The 19,426-nt window shown below is 68.9% G+C and carries 23 protein-coding genes; 11 read left to right on the top strand and 12 right to left on the bottom strand.

The genetic code is table 11. The features are described 5' to 3' along the window. Positions 1-135 precede the first annotated feature (135 nt). Entirely contained in the window at positions 136-741 is a 606-nt protein-coding gene (locus ACN6LB_RS37220; protein WP_445029721.1) for a CGNR zinc finger domain-containing protein, read from the bottom strand. A 169-nt stretch (positions 742-910) separates the two neighbouring features. Between ACN6LB_RS37220 and ACN6LB_RS37215 the strand changes: the two genes are divergently transcribed. Together ACN6LB_RS37215 and ACN6LB_RS37210 are read left to right on the top strand one after the other, a co-directional pair. Next, positions 911-2,185 (top strand): MFS transporter, encoded by a 1,275-nt coding sequence (locus tag ACN6LB_RS37215; protein WP_445029720.1) that lies wholly within the window; start codon positions 911-913, stop codon positions 2,183-2,185. 64 nt (positions 2,186-2,249) lie between these two features. Then, positions 2,250-3,800 carry a GMC family oxidoreductase gene (locus tag ACN6LB_RS37210; protein WP_445029719.1) on the top strand — a complete coding sequence of 517 codons (1,551 nt, stop codon included), beginning with the start codon at positions 2,250-2,252 and terminating at the stop codon, positions 3,798-3,800. A 191-nt stretch (positions 3,801-3,991) separates the two neighbouring features. Here ACN6LB_RS37210 and ACN6LB_RS37205 read toward each other — a convergent pair whose 3' ends face one another. After that, entirely contained in the window at positions 3,992-4,405 is a 414-nt protein-coding gene (locus tag ACN6LB_RS37205; RefSeq protein WP_445029718.1) for a DUF4345 domain-containing protein, read from the bottom strand. Positions 4,406-4,490: 85 nt separating this feature from the next. On the opposite strand from ACN6LB_RS37205, the gene ACN6LB_RS37200 reads away from it, so the two are divergent. Continuing rightward, a complete protein-coding gene (locus tag ACN6LB_RS37200) occupies positions 4,491-5,120 on the top strand; it encodes a TetR/AcrR family transcriptional regulator (protein WP_445029717.1) in 630 nt (209 codons plus the stop codon). Positions 5,121-5,156: 36 nt separating this feature from the next. Further along, complete coding sequence (locus ACN6LB_RS37195) at positions 5,157-5,450, top strand: hypothetical protein (protein WP_445029716.1); 294 nt, start codon at positions 5,157-5,159, stop codon at positions 5,448-5,450. A gap of 175 nt (positions 5,451-5,625) precedes the next feature. Here the strand turns inward: ACN6LB_RS37195 and ACN6LB_RS37190 are convergent, their stop codons facing one another. Further along, entirely contained in the window at positions 5,626-6,150 is a 525-nt protein-coding gene (locus ACN6LB_RS37190) for an AAA family ATPase (RefSeq protein ID WP_445029715.1), read from the bottom strand. 53 nt (positions 6,151-6,203) lie between these two features. Beyond that, a protein-coding gene (locus tag ACN6LB_RS37185; protein WP_445029747.1) for an IS5 family transposase occupies positions 6,204-7,084 on the bottom strand; the annotation gives its coding sequence in 2 pieces (ribosomal slippage) (positions 6,204-6,724 and positions 6,724-7,084; 882 coding nt in all). Positions 7,085-7,371: 287 nt separating this feature from the next. Between ACN6LB_RS37185 and ACN6LB_RS37180 the strand changes: the two genes are divergently transcribed. Further along, on the top strand, positions 7,372-7,767 hold the full coding sequence (locus ACN6LB_RS37180) for a hypothetical protein (protein ID WP_445029714.1): 396 nt from the start codon (positions 7,372-7,374) through the stop codon (positions 7,765-7,767). A gap of 67 nt (positions 7,768-7,834) precedes the next feature. Here ACN6LB_RS37180 and ACN6LB_RS37175 read toward each other — a convergent pair whose 3' ends face one another. Beyond that, positions 7,835-8,824, bottom strand: a complete 990-nt coding sequence (locus ACN6LB_RS37175; RefSeq protein WP_445029713.1) for a helix-turn-helix transcriptional regulator — start codon at positions 8,822-8,824, stop codon at positions 7,835-7,837. 93 nt (positions 8,825-8,917) lie between these two features. Between ACN6LB_RS37175 and ACN6LB_RS37170 the strand changes: the two genes are divergently transcribed. Then, positions 8,918-9,316 (top strand): VOC family protein, encoded by a 399-nt coding sequence (locus tag ACN6LB_RS37170; RefSeq protein WP_445029712.1) that lies wholly within the window; start codon positions 8,918-8,920, stop codon positions 9,314-9,316. 828 nt (positions 9,317-10,144) lie between these two features. Here ACN6LB_RS37170 and ACN6LB_RS37165 read toward each other — a convergent pair. The 4 genes from ACN6LB_RS37165 to ACN6LB_RS37150 all read right to left on the bottom strand — a co-directional run bounded on the left by ACN6LB_RS37165 (position 10,145) and on the right by ACN6LB_RS37150 (position 12,888). Next, positions 10,145-11,131 carry an NAD-dependent epimerase/dehydratase family protein gene (locus ACN6LB_RS37165; protein WP_445029711.1) on the bottom strand — a complete coding sequence of 329 codons (987 nt, stop codon included), beginning with the start codon at positions 11,129-11,131 and terminating at the stop codon, positions 10,145-10,147. Between the two features lie 324 nt (positions 11,132-11,455). Beyond that, positions 11,456-11,899 (bottom strand): DUF2267 domain-containing protein, encoded by a 444-nt coding sequence (locus ACN6LB_RS37160; protein WP_445029710.1) that lies wholly within the window; start codon positions 11,897-11,899, stop codon positions 11,456-11,458. Between the two features lie 62 nt (positions 11,900-11,961). Then, a complete protein-coding gene (locus tag ACN6LB_RS37155) occupies positions 11,962-12,357 on the bottom strand; it encodes a DUF2267 domain-containing protein (RefSeq protein ID WP_445029709.1) in 396 nt (131 codons plus the stop codon). Between the two features lie 99 nt (positions 12,358-12,456). Then, complete coding sequence (locus ACN6LB_RS37150) at positions 12,457-12,888, bottom strand: Hsp20/alpha crystallin family protein (RefSeq protein ID WP_445029708.1); 432 nt, start codon at positions 12,886-12,888, stop codon at positions 12,457-12,459. Positions 12,889-13,016: 128 nt separating this feature from the next. Between ACN6LB_RS37150 and ACN6LB_RS37145 the strand changes: the two genes are divergently transcribed. The 3 genes from ACN6LB_RS37145 (at position 13,017) to ACN6LB_RS37135 (ending at position 15,210) form a co-directional block, all read left to right on the top strand. Then, positions 13,017-13,646 carry a type III effector protein gene (locus ACN6LB_RS37145; protein WP_445029707.1) on the top strand — a complete coding sequence of 210 codons (630 nt, stop codon included), beginning with the start codon at positions 13,017-13,019 and terminating at the stop codon, positions 13,644-13,646. A 437-nt stretch (positions 13,647-14,083) separates the two neighbouring features. Then, entirely contained in the window at positions 14,084-14,296 is a 213-nt protein-coding gene (locus ACN6LB_RS37140; RefSeq protein WP_445029706.1) for a hypothetical protein, read from the top strand. Then, complete coding sequence (locus ACN6LB_RS37135) at positions 14,293-15,210, top strand: hypothetical protein (protein WP_445029746.1); 918 nt, start codon at positions 14,293-14,295, stop codon at positions 15,208-15,210. Before ACN6LB_RS37140 ends, ACN6LB_RS37135 begins: the two co-directional genes overlap by 4 nt. Before the next feature lie 213 nt (positions 15,211-15,423). On the opposite strand, the gene ACN6LB_RS37130 is transcribed toward ACN6LB_RS37135, so the two are convergent. After that, the gene (locus ACN6LB_RS37130; RefSeq protein ID WP_445029705.1) at positions 15,424-15,819 is read right to left on the bottom strand and encodes a hypothetical protein; all 396 of its coding nucleotides are present in this window, start codon (positions 15,817-15,819) and stop codon (positions 15,424-15,426) included. 353 nt (positions 15,820-16,172) lie between these two features. On the opposite strand from ACN6LB_RS37130, the gene ACN6LB_RS37125 reads away from it, so the two are divergent. Next, positions 16,173-16,928 (top strand): class I SAM-dependent methyltransferase, encoded by a 756-nt coding sequence (locus ACN6LB_RS37125; protein WP_445029745.1) that lies wholly within the window; start codon positions 16,173-16,175, stop codon positions 16,926-16,928. A gap of 74 nt (positions 16,929-17,002) precedes the next feature. On the opposite strand, the gene ACN6LB_RS37120 is transcribed toward ACN6LB_RS37125, so the two are convergent. Both ACN6LB_RS37120 and ACN6LB_RS37115 read right to left on the bottom strand, forming a co-directional pair. Next, positions 17,003-17,326, bottom strand: coding sequence for a hypothetical protein (locus ACN6LB_RS37120; protein WP_445029704.1), 324 nt, complete (start codon positions 17,324-17,326; stop codon positions 17,003-17,005). Between the two features lie 122 nt (positions 17,327-17,448). Beyond that, positions 17,449-17,610 (bottom strand): hypothetical protein, encoded by a 162-nt coding sequence (locus ACN6LB_RS37115; RefSeq protein WP_445029703.1) that lies wholly within the window; start codon positions 17,608-17,610, stop codon positions 17,449-17,451. 382 nt (positions 17,611-17,992) lie between these two features. On the opposite strand from ACN6LB_RS37115, the gene ACN6LB_RS37110 reads away from it, so the two are divergent. Next, entirely contained in the window at positions 17,993-19,213 is a 1,221-nt protein-coding gene (locus ACN6LB_RS37110; RefSeq protein ID WP_445029702.1) for an alpha/beta hydrolase, read from the top strand. The last annotated feature ends 213 nt before the right edge of the window (positions 19,214-19,426 follow it).

Here is a 19,426-nt window from a genome sequence, read left to right as displayed (position 1 = left end):
GCGGGACCGGTCCGGCCCCATCACGGAAGCGGCATGTCACCCCGCTTCATAGAGAAACGTTTCACCTCGCCTCACCCAGAAGCATGAGTTCCACGGCTCACTCGTGACCCGACCGCCCGCCCTGCCGCAGCGCACTCACCCTCCGCTCACGGACTCGTGCTTACTGCGCCACGTCGACTTCTTCGCCTTGTTCCCGCATGTCTCCATCGAGCACCAGCGCCGGTTGCCGGGCCGTGAGGTGTCGAGGAACCAGGCGGCACAGTCGGGGCCACCGCACGCACGCACCCGCTCCAGGGCAGGGGATGTCGCGAGGACGAGCGCGTCGCGGGCGATGTCGGCGAGGACCGCTTCGACGGGGTCCGCAGCGGAGTAGGCCAACGCGCCGCTCCTGTCGAGCGCGGGCGCAGGCGGCGCTGCGGCGGCGGAACGGTTCAGCAGATCGCGAGCCTCCGGAGGGCAACCGACGGGGCCACTGTCACCGCGGGCCGCCGTCAAGAGCGCATGCACCGCCTCCCGTAGGCCCTGGGCCTGGCGCAGTACGGCCTCCGTCGGCGCCGGGACGGCGGTGCCGGCTGGGTACGGACCCAGCTGGGCAACCCAGGCGGCCAGGGCCTCGGGGGTGGCCAGTTCCTCGGTGGCGCCCTTCATGCCGCGCAGTCGCAGGGTGCGCATGAAGTCGAGGCAGAGCCGACCGGAGCCGCTGCGGAAACGGGGCGCCGCCGGAGCGGAAGTGGCAGACATGAAAACCACCCTACTGCGGAACCGGTTTTACTGGTACCGTCGAGGAACCGGTTAAATCGGTTCCCGATTTCCGGGCTCCCAGGCGGCCCCGTGCCGCCGGTCCCGGCGGCGCTCCGCCGCCCTTTCCGACTCCCTGTCTCCGTACCTCCTCCTGGTCGAGGTGAGTGTCATGACTGCCGGCCTTCCTTCCAGCGCCTCGCCGACATTGAGCCGGCGACTGATCCTGCTTCTCTCCATCGCCTGCGGCATCGCGGTGGCCAACGTCTACTTCCCCCAGGCCGTCAGCCCGCTGATCGCCGACGACCTGCACGTGACCGCCGAATCCGCGGCCGTGGTGGTCACCTGCGCCCAACTCGGCTACGCCGCGGGCATCTTCCTGCTGGTGCCCCTCGGCGACCGGCTGCGCCACCGCGGGCTCGTCACCACGCTTCTGCTGCTGACCGGCGCGGGACTGGTGCTGGCGGGGACGGCCGGGTCCCTCCCCGTCCTCGCCGTCGCCAGCGTGCTGGTCGGTCTGACCACGGTGGTCCCGCAGATACTCATCCCCATGGCGGCGGGCCTGACCGCCCCCGAGCGCCGAGGTGCGGTGACCGGCACCCTCCTGTCCGGCCTGATCGGCGGCATTCTGCTGGCCCGCACCTTCTCCGGCGTCCTGGGCCAGTGGCTGGGCTGGCGCGCCCCCTACCTGGTCGCGGCCGCTCTGATCCTGGTCCTCGCCCTCGCAATGGCCCGCGCCCTGCCGCGCACGACTCCGGCCACCGACCAGCGTTATCCGGCGCTCCTGGCCGCCTCCCTGCGGCTGCTGCGCACCGAGCCGCTGCTCCGGCGCTCGTGCCAGTACCAGGTGCTGGTGTTCGCCGCGTTCAGCGCCGCCTGGACCGCACTCGCGCTGTTCGTCACCAGTCCACGCTACGACCTGGGCACCCCGGCCGTCGGTGTGATCGCCCTGGTGGGAGCGGCCAGCATGTTCGCCACTCCATTCGCCGGGCGGCGCGTCGACCGCCCCGGGCCCGACTCCGTGAACCTCGTGTGCATGGTGGGCGCCATCGCCGCCGGTGCCCTGCTGCTGACCGGCAACCTCGGCGGAGCCGTCGGATTGATCGGGCTCGGCGCCGGGATGCTGCTGCTCGACGTGGCCATGCAGTCGGGCCAGGTCGCCAACCAGGCCAGGATCTTCGCCCTGCGCCCGGAGGCCCGCGCCCGCCTGAACACGGCATACATGACCTGCGCGTTCCTGGGCGGGAGCGCCGGCTCCTGGCTAGGTGTCCGCGCCTACTCGGCCTTCGGCTGGAGCGGGGTGTGCGGCCTGGTCGCGCTGCTGTCGGGACTGGCCCTCGTACGGCATGTCCTGCGCGGCCGTCCGCTCAAGGCCCCGGCCGAGGTGACGGCAGCCTCGGTGCCCACGGAAACAGAAGAAGACGACGGCGTGCCCGCCGGACGCTGACCCACAGCCCAGAGAAGTACCACCGCAAGACCAAGTAGCACCGAAAGACAGAAGGAGCCGCCCCATGTCCGAGAACCGCCACCCGGAGAACAAGTGGGACTACGTGATCGTCGGGGCCGGCTCCGCCGGGTGTGTGCTCGCCGACAGACTCAGTGCGGACGGCGCGGCGCAGGTGCTCCTGATCGAGGCCGGGTCCGCGAACCCGCAGGACCTGCCCGAGGTTCGGGTACCGGTACTGTTCCCGCGCCTGTTCGGCGGCCACCTCGACTGGAACTTCTCCACCGTGCCCCAGCCAGGCCTCGCCGGCCGCTCCGTACCGATCCCGCGCGGCAAGGCGCTGGGCGGCTCCTCGGTGATCAACGCACAGTTGTGGACCCGCGGACACCGCGCGGACTACGACGGCTGGGCTCAGGCCGGCCTCGACGGCTGGGGCCATGCCGACCTCCAGCCGTACTTCGAACGTGCCGAGCGGCGGATCCAGTTGGCAGGACTCCGCTACCCGCTTCCGGTGACCCCGGCATTCGTCGACGCCTGCGCCCGCCTGGGGCACGCGCCGGCAACCGAGGTCCAGGAAGGGTACGCGCCGGCCCGCGCGACCCACCGTGACGGAGTACGGCACAGCTCGGCCGACGCCTATCTCGATCCGGCGCGCGGCCGGCCGAACCTGACCGTGGTGGCCGACACACTCGTGCGTCGCGTGCTGTTCGAGGGCACCCGGGCGGTCGGGGTGGAGGTCGACGGAGCCTCCGGGCTGGAAATCCTGCGGGCGCGGCGCGAGGTGGTCCTCTCCGCGGGAGCCGTCGGGAGCCCGCATCTCCTACTGCTGTCAGGAGTGGGGCCGTACGAGGAACTGTCCGCGCACGGTATCCCGGTGATCCGGGACCTCCCGTCGGTGGGCCGCGACCTGACGGACCACCTGCTCGTCCCCCTGGCCTTCGAAGCCCGCGGCTTCCGGTCGCCGGGCACGGACGTCTCGCCCGAGCAGATCAGCCAGTACCTGCGGGATCGCAGCGGAACCCTGGACTCGATCATCTCCGAAGCGCTGCTGTTCCTGCGCACCCGCGGGGAACTCACGGCCCCGGACATCGAGGTGGTCCACCTGGTCGTCCCCCTGGGTGACCACCAACGGCCGACGGAACACGGCCTGGCACTCGGCGTGATCCTCCTGCGACCGCGGAGCCGCGGTGCGGTCACCCTGCGCAGCGACGATCCGTACGACGCTCCGCTGATCGATCCGCGCTACCTCTCAGACGAGGCCGGGAGCGACCTGGCCACGTTGGTGGACGGTGTGCGTGCCGCACAACACATCCTGCGCGATCCGGAGTTCGCGAAGTGGCTGGGCGAGCCGCTCACGGACGGGGCGCTGTCCGAGCGGTCCGAGGAGATCGCCGGCTATGTCCGCGCGACCGGCGGCAGCATCCATCACCTCGTGAGTACGTGCCGGATGGGAGCAGACGACCGGGCAGTGGTCGATCCGACGTTCGCGGTCCGGGGCCTGAAGGGCCTGCGTGTGGTGGACGCCTCGGCGATGCCAGGCATCGTACGAGCACACACACACGCGCCGGTGACCATGCTCGCCGAACGGGCCGCCGACATCCTCCTGGAGCAGGGCTGAGTGGCTGACATACCGTTCGTCGTCGCGGGCATACCTCCCAGTTGACAGCGAAGCGAGTCATCACCGACGACTCCTGAGTCACAAGACTCTGGGCTGCTGCAGGGTTGGGCGACAGTTTGACCTGCCCCAGATCCTGGGTTCCAGTTCAGCTTCCCCGCCCAAGCGTTCGACCCGGAAGAGCTCAGGGGCGTTCATCGCCCGGCGGGCACGGCCTCCACGTCACCGCGCGGGGCCCGCTCCTCTGCATCGGCCAGCCAGAAGAAGACCGGCGGCAGGCCGAGTTCGATCACCGTCAGTGCGATCTGGAACCACTGCGGCCAGCCGTGCACGGCGAGCGAGAGCAGCCGGCCCACGCCGCCCAGCAGGAAGACGCCGGCCAGCCACCGCACTACCCGAGCCGGGATCGGACGCTGCCGCGCGGCCCAGAGCCAGGCCAGCCCGTAGCCGACGAAGCTGGCCCCCATGAACCGGCCCCAGCTGTCGACCGTCGCGCCGGCGGAACCGGCGCCGGGGAGCGCCGCGTTGCCGAGTGCCACGTGGAACAGGCCGATCGTCACGCAGGCCCAGCCCATCAGCTGTGTGAGTACGCGCAGAACCCTGGCCACAATCCCTCCAAGCCGCCGAAGCTTAGTTGACATGCGTCTACTACAGTGGGCGCGCTAGTAGACCTGTGTCAACTAAACTGCGTTCGTGCCTCCCCGCCAGCGACTCACCCCCACCGACCGCCGCGCCCAACTCCTCGCCGTCGGCGCACGGCTCTTCGCCGCACACCCCTACGCCGACGTGCTGATGGAGGACGTCGCCGAAGAGGCCGGTGTCTCCCGGGCCCTGCTCTACCGTCACTTCCCCAGCAAGCACGCCCTGTTCGCAGCCGTCTACCAGCAGGCGGCAAACCAGCTGCTCGCCGAGACGCAGCTCGACCCCACCGACTCCCTGGTGGAGCAGCTCATCCAGGGTATGGACGTCCATCTCGACTACTTCGTGGCGAACCGCAACGCCGTCCTCACCGCGAACCGGGTCCTCGCGGGCGACCCGGTGATCCAGACGATCATGACGAACGAGCTGGACGCGCTCCGTGCGCGGCTGCTGACCGTGCTCCCCCTCGCGGACGAGAGCGCCCGCGAGGGCGTGTCCGGCGTCCTGAAGAGCTGGCTGGTCTTCGTCCAGGTCCTCTGCGTCGACTGGCTCACCCACGAGACCTGTACCCGCACCCAACTGCGCGACGTCTGCATCGGCGCGGTTCTCGGCGCCCTCCGGCCCCTCCTCGCCCAGGACCCCGCCCCCGACTGGCCGCCACAAGGGCCCGGCGCGGACGCCTAGACGCAATGCTGTGACTCTGTTGGTGATCTTGGCGGGGTGGTGACGGCGGTCGCTGTTGGTGGTTGGCTGGTCGGTGGCGGGGTGGCCTCGGTTTTGGGGCGGTGGACGGTGTCGATGCGTCCGGCAAGTTTTCAGCGGATTCCCCCGATGACGGTCCGGACGGCGTGGGCGACGTGTCCGAGCGTGACGCCGGTGATGCTGATGCGGGACCGGCTGGATGTGGTGTTCGCCGACGAGGACTTCACGCATCTATACCCCATCGATGGCCGACCGGGCTTCTCACCAGGGCAGTTGGCGCTGGTGTCGGTGCTGCAGTTCGCCGAGAAGTGACTCTGTTGGTGATCTTCAGGAGTGCTGAGGGAGTGTCTAGGGCCTGTCCGGCGGATCTTTATGGGCTGACGCGAGTGCGCCCGGCACGGCTGTGTTGTCGAGTTTCCAGGGCGTACTCATTGCTGACCGAAGATCCTGCCCCAGAGCCGAGTCACACCGTGTTGGGCCGAAACAGTCACGCGAAAGACGGCCAACGGTTGGCGGCCCACTCCCGCCAGTCCGCCCAGCCGGGGGGCGGGCCTTCGGCCCCGCGTCCTCCCAGCTCCGCCGCGTCGGGTTCCTCGAAGTGCGCCCGCCCGTGCAGGATGTCGACCTCAGTCATCGGGAGCGTCTCCTCGGGGGCGGTGGCCCAGCGATGGACGATCCGGGCGCGTTGTGTCTCATCGTTTACCGGCAGGTAGACCATGCGGAAGCAGGCGTCTTCGGCCTCCACCAGCCAGCGGATCGCGGATCGTTCGTCGCGGGACCAACAGCCGTAGTCCACCACAACGTTGGTGCCTAGCTTGACCGCCTCCAAGGCGAGCCAGAGCATGCGCCCTTCCAGCACATCGCGCTTCCCGTCCGCCTCCGCCTTGCCGAACAGGGGAATCATCCAGTCGTCGGGCGTCAGCCGCAGCGCGCCGTGCTCCTCGGCGAGCTGTCGAGCCCTCGTGGTCTTTCCGGCCCCTGGCAGGCCGACCATCAGGAACAATGTGGTCACACCCAGATCGTGTCAGGGTGGCTGGGCGGACGACCACCGCTTTATCTGCCTGATCACGACCTGAGCCACAGGCGGATCGAGGCCACGGTGATTGTGCCGTGGAAGACGTAGGCGCGCTTGTCGAACCTCGTGGCCACGGCCCGGAAGTTTTTGAGAGCGTTGATCGTCCGCTCCACTTCGTTCCTGCGCTTGTAGATCGTCTTGTCGAACCCGGTGGGTCTCCCGCCGCGACTGCCACGGCTTTTGCGGTGCGCCCGTTGGTTCTTGGGTTCGGGGATGGTGTGCTTGATCTGGCGTCGACGCAGGTAGCGGCGGTTGCGACGGGATGAATACGCCTTGTCGCCGCCGAGGTGATCCGGCCAAGTGCGGGGGCGCCCGCCGTCGAGCCGGCGGACGCGGATGCGTTCCATCACGGGGATGAGCTGTGGGGCGTCGCCCCACTGGCCCGGCGTGATCAACAGGGCCAGGGGACGGAGCCCTCCTTCCCCTGCGAGATGAATCTTGCAGGGGAGGCCGCCCCGAGAGCGCCCCAGTCCCTCGTCGGGGCGGTGCTGCCGGGGCGTCGTTCTTTTCCCGGCACCCGCGCAGCTCCCTGGCGCGCTCCTGCGGCGTGCTGGTGAGCCCGGCAGGATGTGGAGTCCACGCTCACCATCGACCAGTCGATGCGGCCTTCCGCATCGGCGTCGGTCAGGATGGCCGCGAAGATCTTGTCCCACGTACCGTCGGCTGACCAGCGTCTGTGCCTGTCGTACACGGTCTTCCACTTGCCGCAACGCGCGGGTAGATCCCGCCACGGCACCCCCGTGCGCTGCCGGTACAAGATCCCGTTGATGATCCTGCGATGGCTCACCCAACGGCCTCCCCGCTTGCCTGACTTCGGCAGACGCGGCTTCAGCCGGGCCCATTCCTCACGCGTCAGATCCCACCGCCCCATGTCCATGCCAACGAGTCGAACACGGAACGGTCACGTGATCCGCCGGACAGGCCCTAGTAACTGCCGGTGGCAGCGCCGTGTCTGCCGCCGGCGCGCCGGAGGCGCGCTGCGTTGCGCCAGGCTCTCCCGTCGAAGTACCTCTGCGCGGTCATCGGAGCCCGGAGTCCTGGAGGAAGCCGCCGCCCTGTTGACCGGGGGCGATTGAGACCGGTCGCAGATCACCGCGCCAGCGAGCCGGCTCGGGCGATGAGTGTTCACATGCGACTGACTCGAAGCCCAATATGCAAGTGGCCGACCTCGTCGGCATCTGCTCAGACGAGACGGACATCACCATCACCCTCGTGCACTGCAAGTACTCCCACGAGCCCACACCCGGCCGCCGCGTCGCCGACCTGTACGAGGTGTGCGGCCAGGCCGTGCGTGGTGCGAAGCGGCGTGAGTACGGTGCCGAGGCGTTGCTGCGGACTCTGTACAACCGTGCCGTGAAGTGGGCCGCCCGCAATCCGGGACAGAGCCCGTACCTGATCGGCAGCATCGACGAGATCTACCGCATCCGCGAGCGCGCGCCTCCGTTGCGCCCCCACATCAACACCGTCATCGCCCAGCCTGGCTTGTCGGCGGCCGCATGCAGCAGCGAGCAGCAGCTCCTGCCGGCTGGGCCCACTCCTGGGTCAAGACAGTGACCAAGGGTGCCTTCATCGTCCACTGCAGCGCCTAGATGTGCCGTCTCATGACATCGGTTCCTCGCGCTCAGGATTGGCGGGCGTAGGACGTGAGGCGATCGGCGAGCGCGATGACGAGGTCGCGTAGTTCATCGGGGCGCTCGATGACGAACGGCCGGTCGAGTGAGACGAGTATCCGAGGCAACCAGTCGAGCCGCTGCGCCCGTAGCTCGACGCGCAGCCAGTGCTCGGCTTCCGGGTCCTGGCCGGCCGCGGGCTCGTGCTCCTCCAGGCTCGCGACGCTGGCGGGAAAGTGCGCGCGGATCTGCTCAACTGTCCCATGGATCCGCAAGGTCACCTCATGCCGGTACTCGGCCGTGGCGAATCCTGACAACACGCGCTGTGCCGGACCGGGCCCCGCGAGCGCCTCGAATGAGCCGGGCAGGGCCCTTGCGGCTGCGATGCGATCGAGCCGGAAGGTTCGGTCCTCGCCGACCTGGGCGTCCTTGCCCGTCACGTACCACCGGCCCGCATGGGCGACGATCCCGTACGCGTGCAGTGTGCGTTCGCTGCGCCGTCCGTCGCGGTCGGTGTAGCGGATCGAGACCGGTCGGCGGTGGCGCACCGCATCGGCGATGGTGAGCAGGAGCCCGGCGTCCGGGTGGTCCAACTCGCCGGGCTGATCCGTGAAGGCGAGAGCTTCCAGCAGTGTGTCGAGCCGGCGGGCGATGTGCTTGGGCAGCACCCGCCGGATCTTGGCTGACGCCGTCTCGTTCGCCGTGCGCTCCGTCGTCGTCAGCCCTGCCCGGCGGCCGGCGACCAGGCCGAGCAGCACGGCCAGCGCCTCGTCGTCGCTGAGCATGAGCGGAGGCAATCGGTACCCGGGAGCCAGCCGGTACCCGCCGTAGCGGCCGCGCACCGACTCCACGGGCACGTCCAGGTCGATCAGCTGGCCCACATACCGCCGCACAGTGCGCCCTTCGACGCCGAGACGGTCGGCGAGCTCGGCCACAGTCCGGGTGCCACCCGACTGCAGCAGCTCCAGGAGTGTCAGCACGCGGCCGGTGGGTCGTGGCATGTTCGCAGCCTAACGCGAATACAGGACCGATTCTGTCCCCTATTTCTCCTAGCCTGCGACGTGCACGCCTCCAGCACAGCCAAGGAGATTCCCATGCACTTCGTCTCGATCCGCATCATCACCAGCGACGTCGCGCGCCTCGTAGAGTTCTACGAGCGAGCTACAGGGACGCGGGCGACGTGGGCCAACGAGGACTTCGCCGAACTCAAGACCCCCGGCGCAACCCTCGCGATCGGCAGCACCCGCACCGTCCCGCTGTTCGCCCCGGGCTCTGCCCGCCCGGCGGACAACCACAGCGTGATCACCGAGTTCCTCGTCGACGACGTGGACCGCGTTCACCAGGACCTGACCGGCTTCGTCACCGACTTCGTCGCCGGGCCCACCACGATGCCCTGGGGCAACCGGTCGCTGTTGTTCCGCGACCCCGACGGCAACCTCGTCAACTTCTTCACCCCCGTCACCCCGGAGGCCATCGAAAAGTTCGCACGCTGACGCTACGCACAGCCGCTCACGCGGGAGCACCGAGATCCCAGGGCTCCCGGTGAACGCGGCCGCCGAGTCCAGGAGCGCCACCAGCAGGGGACATCGCAACGCACCGCTGACCCCCGAAGGACGTCTGCGCTTGTGCCTGCGGGTCGATGCCGGACGTCCGATCGCGCACGTCGCTGCGGAAGCAGGAATTTCCCGCCGCCTCACTCGTCACTGCGCTGCCGCGCCCGAAAGGGTCACAATCGGCGTGAGAAATGCCATGGCAGGCTCCTGACCTGCTGCAAGACGTCAGACGAGCTATACAGTGCGGGGAAGGGCCTTCCAGCAACTGCCCGACCGCATGCGGGAAATGACCTGGTACTGGGCTACCGGCACTCCCGTGGCCGTCATCGCCCGCGGCATGGGGATTGCCCCAGCGACTGCAGGAGTCCACCTCCACCAGGCGCGACTGCGCCTGGCCTCCGATCCCGACCTGACCGACGCCCATGCGCCGACCAGTGATCGCTGAAGAGCACCACGGAAAGATCCCGGACCGCTTGCGCGCCCCGAGCGACCATGGCCGCGGAGAAGAGGAGGACAGCGGCTGTGACTCGGCCGGCGACTTCGATGCCGGCCCAAATGGCCTTTTCACGGCCCCTGTTGGAGGCCTGCAGGGCCGCCTCGTGGTGGGGAAACTGAGGAGAGCGCCCGCGATGGCCCATGGGGTATTGGGGCCCTCAGCCCGGACAAGCTCTTCCGAGAAGAAGTAACCCAGCTCATCCGCTCCTTGGGCATCACACCGCAGAGTTGGCAGCCCCGCACAATCGGGTGTGCGAAACCGGTTCAGCGCCGTCAGCCGAGGGCGTGCAGCAACTCGCGCTCGCGTTGCGCGCTGAGGCCTGCGCGCCTTTCCCGGTCCAGCCCCTGCTCGCGTTCCCAGCGCAGCGTGTCGGCCAGCATCTCCGCCCGGGCTCGGTGGCGTAGCCCCGCGGCGCCCGCCGAGGACCCGTCCCGGGCCGACCACCCTTCCCAGCCCGGCTCGACCAGCCACATCGCCAGCGATTCGGATCCCATGTACTGGGCCACGCCGTTGGCGAGCAACCACGCCGATTCGGCGGTGACCACCGGGCCGGTGTGCCCGCCGGCGGCGCGGGACAACTCGATCCACTCCTCGAAGGGAACGACCGGGCCGACAGCGTTGTATGTGCCGGTGGTGCCCGTCTCCGCGGCGTCGAGCAGCCAGGCGGTGAGGTCCCGCACGTCGACTGCCTGGGTGGGCAGGGCCGGTGTGTCGGGGACCAGCATCGGCCCTCGCGGATCGCGGGCGGCGCGGGCGACCCAGTAGCCGGAGCGCCCGCTGTGATCGCCCGGGCCGCCGATGAGCCCCGCTCGTGCGATGAGGAGGCGGTCGCCCACAGCATCCGTCGACGCCTGCTCGCAGGCGACCTTCGCCTCGCCGTACAACTCGAGGTCGACGTCGCTCCGGTCAGTCGGGGCGAGCAGGGCCGCGGACTCGTCCGCCCCCGGCGTGGCATGGGAGGCGTAGGCGTTGCCGGACGAGAGGTACACCCAGTGTCCGGCCTTGCTGCCCAGCACGTCGAGCGCTCGACGAACGAAGCCCGGCTGCCATGACACCTCAACGACCGCGTCCCACACGCGATCGAGCGTGGGCTCATACGCCGACGGATCGCGCCGGTCGGCCGCGACCAGTGTCGCTCCGCCAGCCACTTCTCCGCTCCGGCCACGCGCGAGGCAGGTCACCCGATGACCGCGTTCGATCGCCTGCTGCGACAGCTCCCGAGCCACCCATGCCGTTCCACCCAGAACCAGGATCTCCATACCGACACACAAACACCGGGATCACCGCCCGGTCAGGCGGATTCGCTGACAGCAGATGGTCAGCCGTCAGATCGATCTCAACCCTCGTGCAATGACATCGACCGGCCGAGGCAGAGAGCAGGACGCGTTTGCGAAGGAGAGCGAATCCTGGGCGGCCGAACATCTGGAGCCTGGCGGAGCGGAGCGGACCGGGCCCGATCTGTTGCGGCCCCGGGCGTCGGGGCGGGGTACCGGGCCGCCGACGGCACGAGTCCCGTGAGGTCTTGACGACTCGTGCGCATGTCAACGTCTCCACCCCGTGGCGTCGAAAGGACCCGTCCCCGTTTATGCGGCGGGGCTGAGTTCGGCTTGGCCGAACAGCAGGGCGTAGCCGGTGGGGAGTTGATGGAGGATGCGGGTGATCAGGTCAGGGCCCGCGTAGGCGACGACGGCGGAGAGGACAGAGCCGGTGTCCCAGCGGGTGGTGGCCAGAGAGGCGCCAGTGCGGGTGGCGAGGTCCTTGACGAAGGCCCAGCCGGTCAGCGGCTGGGTGTCGGGGATCTGCGTGGTCAGTGTGCGTGCGGCCTCCAGGGGCAGGCGGGCAGCCAGGTCGACGCGTTCGTCGCCGGTCAACTGCCGGCCCAGCCCCGCCAGGACCAGGCGGACGGCTTCCTCAGCTCTCTCGCGGGTGGGGTAGGCACCCTCGTAGCGAACCTTCTCCAGCATCTGCTCGTACGCCGTCGAGTACGGCTGCTGGTGCTCAAGCGGTCCGCGCACTTCGGTGATCACTGCGGTGCATGCCTTTCGTGGAGTCAGGGCCAGGTGATGCGGATGTGGCACCGAGGTAGTGGTCAGGTGGGCTGGGGGCGGCCGAAGAGCAGGTCGTAGCCGACGGGGAGCTGGAACAGGATCTGACCCAGTAGGTCGTCGTCGGCCGCGTCGGCGACCGTGGACAGCACGGCGCTGACGTCCCAGGTTGCGGTCTGCTCAGTGGCGCCCTCGATCCAGGTTGCCGTCGCCCGCACGAACCGCTCCGGGGGCAGCGGTTCGGCGCTCTGCAGCGGGTTGAGCAGGATCAGGGCGAACTCCTCCGGCAGGCGTGCCGCGAGCTGGGCGCGGACCTCGCCGACCAGGTGCGCGCCGAGCAGGGCGAGCACCACACGGGCCGCGCGCTCGGCTTCCTCGACAGTGACGTACTTGCCGCGTTCGGTCACGTGGTCGAGGAACGTTTCAGGTCGCAGAGTCATCTCGGCCGCCACCCCTTCTTCTTCAGACTGCCCAAGGGGTGCGGAGGGCGGGGCGAGGGGGAGATCAGGTGCCCGTCCTCCGCACCTGGCTGGCCGGTGTCAGCCTGAGATCTCCTTGTGGCCGGTCCCGATGCCGATGGAGATCTTGCGGGGCTTGGCGCGCTCGGCGATCGGGATGCGCAGGGTGAGCACGCCCGCGTCGTAGTCGGCCTTGATGTGCTCGGTGTCGAGGGTGTCGGCGAGCACGATCTGGCGGGAGAAGACGCCCAGCGGCCGCTCGGACAGCTCCATCTGCACGTCGTCGCCCTTCGCGACCGGTCGTCGCTCGGCCTTGACCGTCAGCATGTTCCGCTCGACGTCGATGTCGATCGCGTCCGCGGCGACGCCGGGAAGGTCGAAGGCCACCACGTACTCGTCAGCCTCGCGGTAGGCGTCCATCGGCATCGCCGACGGCCTCGACCAGGTACCCGGGCCCATCAGCTGCTGCGCCAGCCGGTCCAGGTCACGGAAGGGGTCAGTGCGCATCAACATCGTGAAAACACCTCCAGCAGGTTCAGGCAGTTACTGCCAATGCGCCTCACTGGCACCGTTGTAACATGTCATCCAATGGATGACAAGCGTGATGTCGTCTACATGATGACAACCCGAGGGAGGTGCCCGTGAGCCCGGCCGACCAGCCGTCCCTGTCCAGCACCGATGCCCACAGTCCGGCGTCGTTCCTTGCCGCCGCCGCGGCCCTTAACGCCATAGACGACGCCCTGCGCGCCGCCCGGCACACGGCTCCCGACACCCCCGGCGCCGGGCCGGGCCCGGAGCAGGCCCTGGCCTCCCTGATGCTGCTGCGGCAGGTCCGCGAGCAGCTCGCCGGGTGGGAGAGCGGCCTGATCGAAACGGCCCGCGACGCGGGTGCCAGCTGGGCCGACCTCGCCCACCCTCTCGGTGTCGCCAGCCGTCAAGCCGCCGAACGCCGCTACCTTCGCGGCCGCCCCGGCCCGACCGGGAGCACCGGCGAGCAGCGCGTCCAGGCCACCCGCCAGGCCCGGGCTGCCGAACGCACCACCACCACCTGGGCCCGCCGCAATGCGGCCGCCCTGCGCCGCATCGCCGGTCAGATCACCGCACTCACCGACCTTCCCCCCGCCGCCCGCCGCCCGCTCAGCGAGCTCCACGCGGCCCTCGCCCACGACGACCCCACCGCCCTCATCAACCCCCTGACCGCCACCCGGCCTCATCTGACCACCGCCCACCCCGACCTCGCCGCCCAGCTCGACACCCTCACTCCCCCTTGACCCCGCCCAGACACGCGCGGAAGAGACACAGTTGGCTTTTGCGGCCGCTGCCCAAGGCGGTGGCTCAGTCCTCTGCCCCGTCGTCGTCATCCGTTTGAGGAACCCGGAGCTAGCGGCCCCCTGCCTGCTCCGCGAAGCAGGAAGCCCTCTACCGGGCCATGCTCCACACCCGACCGCCGGCCGTCGGCGCACTGGAGCCAGACAAAGCAACTGACCGCCCTGGCCACCCGGGCGCCCGCTACCGGGCGGGTGGCTCCGCGCTCGATCGGTCGGCGTCGCCGGGGCGCGGAGGCGAGGCCTAGCCAACCCGTCCCAGGTCAAGGCGCTTGTCCAGGTGGAAGGTGCCGTACCGGTTGACGATCGACCAGAACAAAGGCCGAGCACGGACTGGAGCCGGCCAGGATGCGGGGCAGCGAGGCGCGCGTGAGGCTGGTGTCATGCCGGAGCGCCGCGTGATCGTCTGCCCGCCGTCCGGGACGGGTGGCCGCAGGGTGTGCGTCGACGATCAGGTGCTCGGCACGGCCTACAGCCTCCATGACCTCACCGTGTTCCTGCAGAACGCGGGGCTGACCGGCTGGGACGAGCTGGACGTCATCGAGTCGGAATGGATCGAGTGGCACGAGGGCGGCCCGGAGGTGTGGAAACCCTGAACGCGCGCAAAGGCCGCCGGAACGGCGCAGTGCACGACGTGGAAGCCGTCCTTGACGAGCTTTACACCACGCCGCCGTCCGACTTCGTCGCCCGACGGGAGACGCTGGCCGCCGCCGCGAAAACTGACGGCCGGGTGGATGATGCCCGCCTCATCCATGCCGCCCGCCGCCCCACCCTCGCGGCCTGGGCGGCCAACCTTCTGCTGCGCTCCCAGCCGGAAGAGAGTCGGCAGTTCCTGGAACTGGGGCGGGCGCTGCGCGAGGCCTACCACGCCCTGGATGCCGCCGAACTCAAAGAGCTCTCCGCGCAGCGCCGCCAGGTTGTTGCCACCCTGTCCCGGCAGGCCGCCCAGCACGCCCTCGACGCCGGGCACCGGCTCTCGGAACCGGCCCGGCAAGACCTCGAAGCGTCTCTGCGCGCCGTGCTCGCCGATCCGGAGGCAGCCGATCAGTGGGCGGGCGGGCGCCTGGTCACCGCCCTCACCCCGCCATCGGAATTCCGCCCCGCCACCGCACCAACGGCCCAGAGGCCGGGCACCCGCAGCCGCCCGGCGCCCCCGCCTGCGGCACAGTCCTCCAAGGACGAACTCGCCGAGCAGCGCCGCGCCCGCCAGAAGCAGCTGGCCCGAGCGCAGGAGGCAGCAGAGGCAGCCGCGCAGCGCCTGCGCGAAGAGCGCGCACGGCGAGCGGGCGCCGACGCCGAGCTGCAACGGGCGCGCGACCGCACCGAGCAGGCCCGCCAGCGGATATCCGTAATCGAGGAGCAACTGCAGCAGGCGCGCGAGGAGTTCCAGCAAGCCGAGAACGAACAGCAGGAAGCCGAGGAACACAGCCAGACCGCCGCCGACGCCCTCGCCGAGGCCGAGCGGGAAGCCCACGACACCGCGCAGCACATACGCCGCATGACTAACTGATCGTTTCAGAATGCCGTCCTGCGGAGACGCTGGCGGCCCCATGGACAATCCCTTCAGCCACGGGCTCAGGGGGGAATGACGCCATATGGAACAGGTTGGGGCTGCGCGAGACCTCGTGCTCGGTTACGTCCGCGCTCTGAACGCGATTGACGAGGCCATGCGTCGAAGAAACCCGCTTGTCAGGGTGGGAGACAACCAAGGACTGACCTCTGGTCAGAGTTCGTAGGGGTAGAGAGCGATCTTCTCGCGCTCGATGAAGAGCTCGACCCAGGTGCCGGCAACACCTTCGGGCAGCGGATCACCAAGGTCCAACAGGATATGCGTGCCGTCCAGGTCCAGCAGGGCGGCACCGTCCTCTGTGAGGCTCAACCGGCCCCGCAGCACAACGCAATGCCCGCCAGTCCGGAGCCCAGGACCGATACCAACAGCCGACTTGGCGTTCCGCCCCCAGACGATGTCCTCGTCGATCGTCCACTCGACGTGATACTCGCCAGGCTCCGCGGTCCGGTCCCCGCACCATCGGACTGCAGTGTGACCAAACGCGGTTCGGACATCGGCCAGCCAAGGGGTTCCGGGAAACATCGCGACCTTCACCAGTTCGATCAGCACGGGTCGATCATGCAGTATTCGAGGTGCCATCGGAACCTGTGAAGTTTCGCCGCTGCCTGGCACAGGTTCGCCGGAACATGTGCGCTTTGGCGAAGGAGTCGTTGGAGGCGATGGCAACGGAGTTCTTCTCCTCGCGTTCGGTGAGCACCTGGAAGAGGAGTTCGGTGCCGTGGCGGTCGAGTTGTATGTGAACAACTTCCCAGCTAACCAGCCGGTGACATCCACTCAGACGGACAACTGACAACCCACAAACACCGTCGGAGCCATCCTTACGAAAACCATTGGTGCCCGGCTTGCTCCGCTGATGGACTGACGTCCTACCGTGAGTCTGCCGCGTGACGGAGGTAGTGGTTGTGACGGGTTATGACGTGCTTGCCGAGGTGTACGAATGGCTCATCTCGGATGCAAAGTTGCCTCCAGCCGAGTTCGCTGCGTCGTTCGACGACGTCCTCAAACTCCTGCCGTCGAACGCTCACGTCCTCGACTGTTCGTGCGGAACCGGACAGTTGGCGGTTGGCCTCGCCGGTCGTGGCATGCAGGTTGTCGCAACTGACGCCAGCGAGGCGATGGTTCGTCGGACTGCAGAGTTGTCTGAGGAGTTCGGGGCATCCGTCCGGGCCGTACGGGCGAACTGGGAAGAGTTGCCCGACCATTTCCAGGACAACACGTTCGACATGGTGTTCTGCGTCGGCAACTCGCTTCACCATGCCACGGGCGCGCCAGGCAGGGGTGCTGCTCTGGAGTCGATGTCACGGCTTCTGCGCCCCGGCGGGCGCTTGGTACTCACATCCCGCACTTGGGAACTCGTGAGGGCCAGAGGTTCCCGGCTGGAGATCAGTGACCGACTCGTCCGCCGGAACGGTCGCGATGCCGTCGTGGTCTACCGCTGGGAGATTGCGCCGCATTGGGAGGAGGAGCACCACATCGAGATTGCGATCGCGCAAGTTGATGCGACCGGGTTGGTTCTTGTCCGCTCGGAACTGCTGTCCTGCTGGCCCTACCGGTACGAGGAACTCGAAGTCGAGCTGCACCGGGTCGGACTCCAGACGGAACTGAGCACGTTCGATCTTGAGGCCGAGAACTACATGGTGGTCGCGAGCAAGGTATGAACACCGGACTTTCAGTCCCCGGCCGGACCGCGCGGTTGCTCGCAGGACGCTTGCGCCTTCTCATCGGTGCGGGTTCAAATGGTCAACGCAACGCCTCGGACGAGGAGTGCTCGTCGATCAGACGGCGGTAGATCCGGGGTGACGGTGTGGCGCTGTTTCCTGGTCGCATCCAGATCAATGAGCAGGATCTCGTCGATCAGCGGCGTGAACGGATCCAGCTTCGACGGCCGCGCCGAAGCAGTTGTCGTGCGTGGCTGCGGCCAAGCCGAGGTCAGGGCCTTGTTGACCGTGCTCCAGGTGACGCCGTACTTGCACTGCAACGCCGGGTTCGACATGCCATCGCGGGAGTCGCGCCGCAGCACGGCGTACAACTCGACCTTCGACTGGCCAGGCAGCATCGGGGGTGCTCCGTTACTGAACACATCCAGCCTGACACCGCAACCCCGATGGTGACGTCAGAATTCGCGAACATCTTTCTGGGCCATCACCTGGTGCCGTCAGCTTTCACGAACAACTGACGTCACCAGCTACCGACAGAACCACCCGCCATCATGCTGAAGGTTTCCGCGACTTCCTCGACCTGATCGACCTTCAGGCCCAGCCCCGGGTCGTCATCCATCTCGGCTGTGACAGCCCTGCCGCGGGCAAGACGCCGGTCGTGCACCAATTGCTGATCACCCACCCCCGGTTCGAACTGGACTTCACCCCGACCCGCTCGTCGTGGCTCAACCAGATCGAACGATGGTTCGCCGAACTGGAACGGTGCGCCTGCACGCAGCTACTTCTGCTCACTCGAGGAACACCACAGCAGATGAAACAGCGGCGGCTGCACCAGCAGCGGTGCGGCGCGGGCCGCCCAACGGCGGGCGGTGGAGACCTGCCTGGCCCCGCCGGTGAGCCGGCGCTGAACCGGCACCGGGAGGACGACACCGCCGACCGCATCGGCCCCAGGGTGTATACCCGTGGGCCGATGCTGCACGGGAGGCGCACGTGACAGCGTTCCCCTGTGCCCACGGGCTGGCCGTCGCGGCACGATTGACGATCCGTGACCACAGGAGGGGCCCATGACCACCATGCCATTCGTCAGCCGGAAGGGCACGACGCGCCGGCGCATGCTGGGAGCCGCGCTGGCCGCCGGGGCCGCCGTGCCGCTTGCCGCCGTCGCCAGCCCCGCATGGGCGGGCCCGGGTGCGCCATCGCCCGCCCCGAAGCGGCTCACGCTGCCCGTGCCCACCGGGACGCCCCCAGGGGGCACGGTCCAACTGCACCTCGTCGACCGCTCGCGCCCGGACGACATCGCGGGCCCCGGGCACTTCCGCGAGCTGATGGCCACCGTCTGGTACCCCGCCCGGGACGTCGAGCGGTACCCGGTGGCGCCCTGGATGCCAGCCGGCGCCCTTCAGGCGTTCCTCGCCGACGCGGGGTTCAGCGCCCTGGTCCCCTTGGCGCCCCTCACTGCCGGGCACGTCGACGCTCCGGTACGGCGGTCGGGCCGACGGCTGCCCGTCGTTGTGTTCTCGCACGGCGCGCACAGCCACCAGGGCGACCACACCCTCATGGTTCAGGAGCTCGCCAGCCATGGATATGCGGCTGTGACGGTGGCTCACCAGCACGACACGTACACCGAATTCCCCGACGGCCGGGTCGCCGTCCCCCTCTACGACCGGAAGGCGCCGACGCTGCCTGGGGACTTCGCCGCTGACCTGCGCTTCGTCCTCGACTGCGTCGAGCTGATCGCCGCCGGGTGCAATCCGGACGTTGACCAGCGGGAGCTGCCCGCCGGGCTGCTCGGCTCCCTCGACCCGCAACGCATGGGTGCCTTCGGCTGGTCGAAGGGCGGGACGGCCACCGCCTGCGCCATGCTCGCGGACGAGCGCATCCTGGCCGGGCTGAGCCTCGATGGCCCGATGCAGATGAACCCGCCGCTGACCGGCGACCTGAGCCGGCCGTTCATGATGATGTCCGCCGAGTTCACCCGGGCCACGGATCCCGAGGCCGCCGCGTTCTGGGCACACCTGCGAGGCTGGCGCCTGAACATCCAGGCCCAGGGCGCCGTCCACGTCTCGTACGGCGACAACGAGGCGCTGTACCCACAGGTGGCGAAGCTGTTCGGATGGAGCGGGCAGCAGCTCCAGGATGTGATCGGCACTCTCGATCCTGACCAGGCGGTGAAGATCCAGCAGGCGTACCCGCTCGCGTTCTTCGACGAGCACCTGCGCCACCGTCGGGGCCACCTGCTCGACAGGCCGTCCCCAACCTTCCCGGCAGTGACGTTCCTCCCCTGAGCACCCGGGAGCATGGCGGCGCTGTCCGTCGCAGGTGCTCGAGGGAACAGGACGACTGGGCCGAGTTCAACCCGAACAGCCTCGGGTTCAGTGCGCCGCAGGACGGCTTGTGCGACGTGTAAGAGATCGGCAGCCGAGATCGTTTGACAAGCGGTCAAGATCACTTGTTGCCGGGCACTTGCTGCTCCTGCTGCTCGCCGGAGGCATGCAGCA

This window comes from Streptomyces sp. SAS_270 (assembly GCF_052543295.1).
Note: the sequence above shows the minus strand (reverse complement) of the source record. Positions and strands in the feature narration are given on the sequence as shown.

What these genes read in the sequence shown, in the direction of transcription:
- ACN6LB_RS37220 (WP_445029721.1), bottom strand. Translation starts at nt 741, where the DNA reads ATGTCTGCCACTTCCGCTCCGGCGGCGCCCCGTTTCCGCAGCGGCTCC.
- ACN6LB_RS37215 (WP_445029720.1), top strand. Translation starts at nt 911, where the DNA reads ATGACTGCCGGCCTTCCTTCCAGCGCCTCGCCGACATTGAGCCGGCGA.
- ACN6LB_RS37210 (WP_445029719.1), top strand. Translation starts at nt 2,250, where the DNA reads ATGTCCGAGAACCGCCACCCGGAGAACAAGTGGGACTACGTGATCGTC.
- ACN6LB_RS37175 (WP_445029713.1), bottom strand. Translation starts at nt 8,824, where the DNA reads ATGCCACGACCCACCGGCCGCGTGCTGACACTCCTGGAGCTGCTGCAG.
- ACN6LB_RS37170 (WP_445029712.1), top strand. Translation starts at nt 8,918, where the DNA reads ATGCACTTCGTCTCGATCCGCATCATCACCAGCGACGTCGCGCGCCTC.
- ACN6LB_RS37165 (WP_445029711.1), bottom strand. Translation starts at nt 11,131, where the DNA reads ATGGAGATCCTGGTTCTGGGTGGAACGGCATGGGTGGCTCGGGAGCTG.
- ACN6LB_RS37155 (WP_445029709.1), bottom strand. Translation starts at nt 12,357, where the DNA reads ATGACTCTGCGACCTGAAACGTTCCTCGACCACGTGACCGAACGCGGC.
- ACN6LB_RS37150 (WP_445029708.1), bottom strand. Translation starts at nt 12,888, where the DNA reads ATGTTGATGCGCACTGACCCCTTCCGTGACCTGGACCGGCTGGCGCAG.
- ACN6LB_RS37140 (WP_445029706.1), top strand. Translation starts at nt 14,084, where the DNA reads ATGCCGGAGCGCCGCGTGATCGTCTGCCCGCCGTCCGGGACGGGTGGC.
- ACN6LB_RS37120 (WP_445029704.1), bottom strand. Translation starts at nt 17,326, where the DNA reads ATGCTGCCTGGCCAGTCGAAGGTCGAGTTGTACGCCGTGCTGCGGCGC.
- ACN6LB_RS37110 (WP_445029702.1), top strand. Translation starts at nt 17,993, where the DNA reads ATGACCACCATGCCATTCGTCAGCCGGAAGGGCACGACGCGCCGGCGC.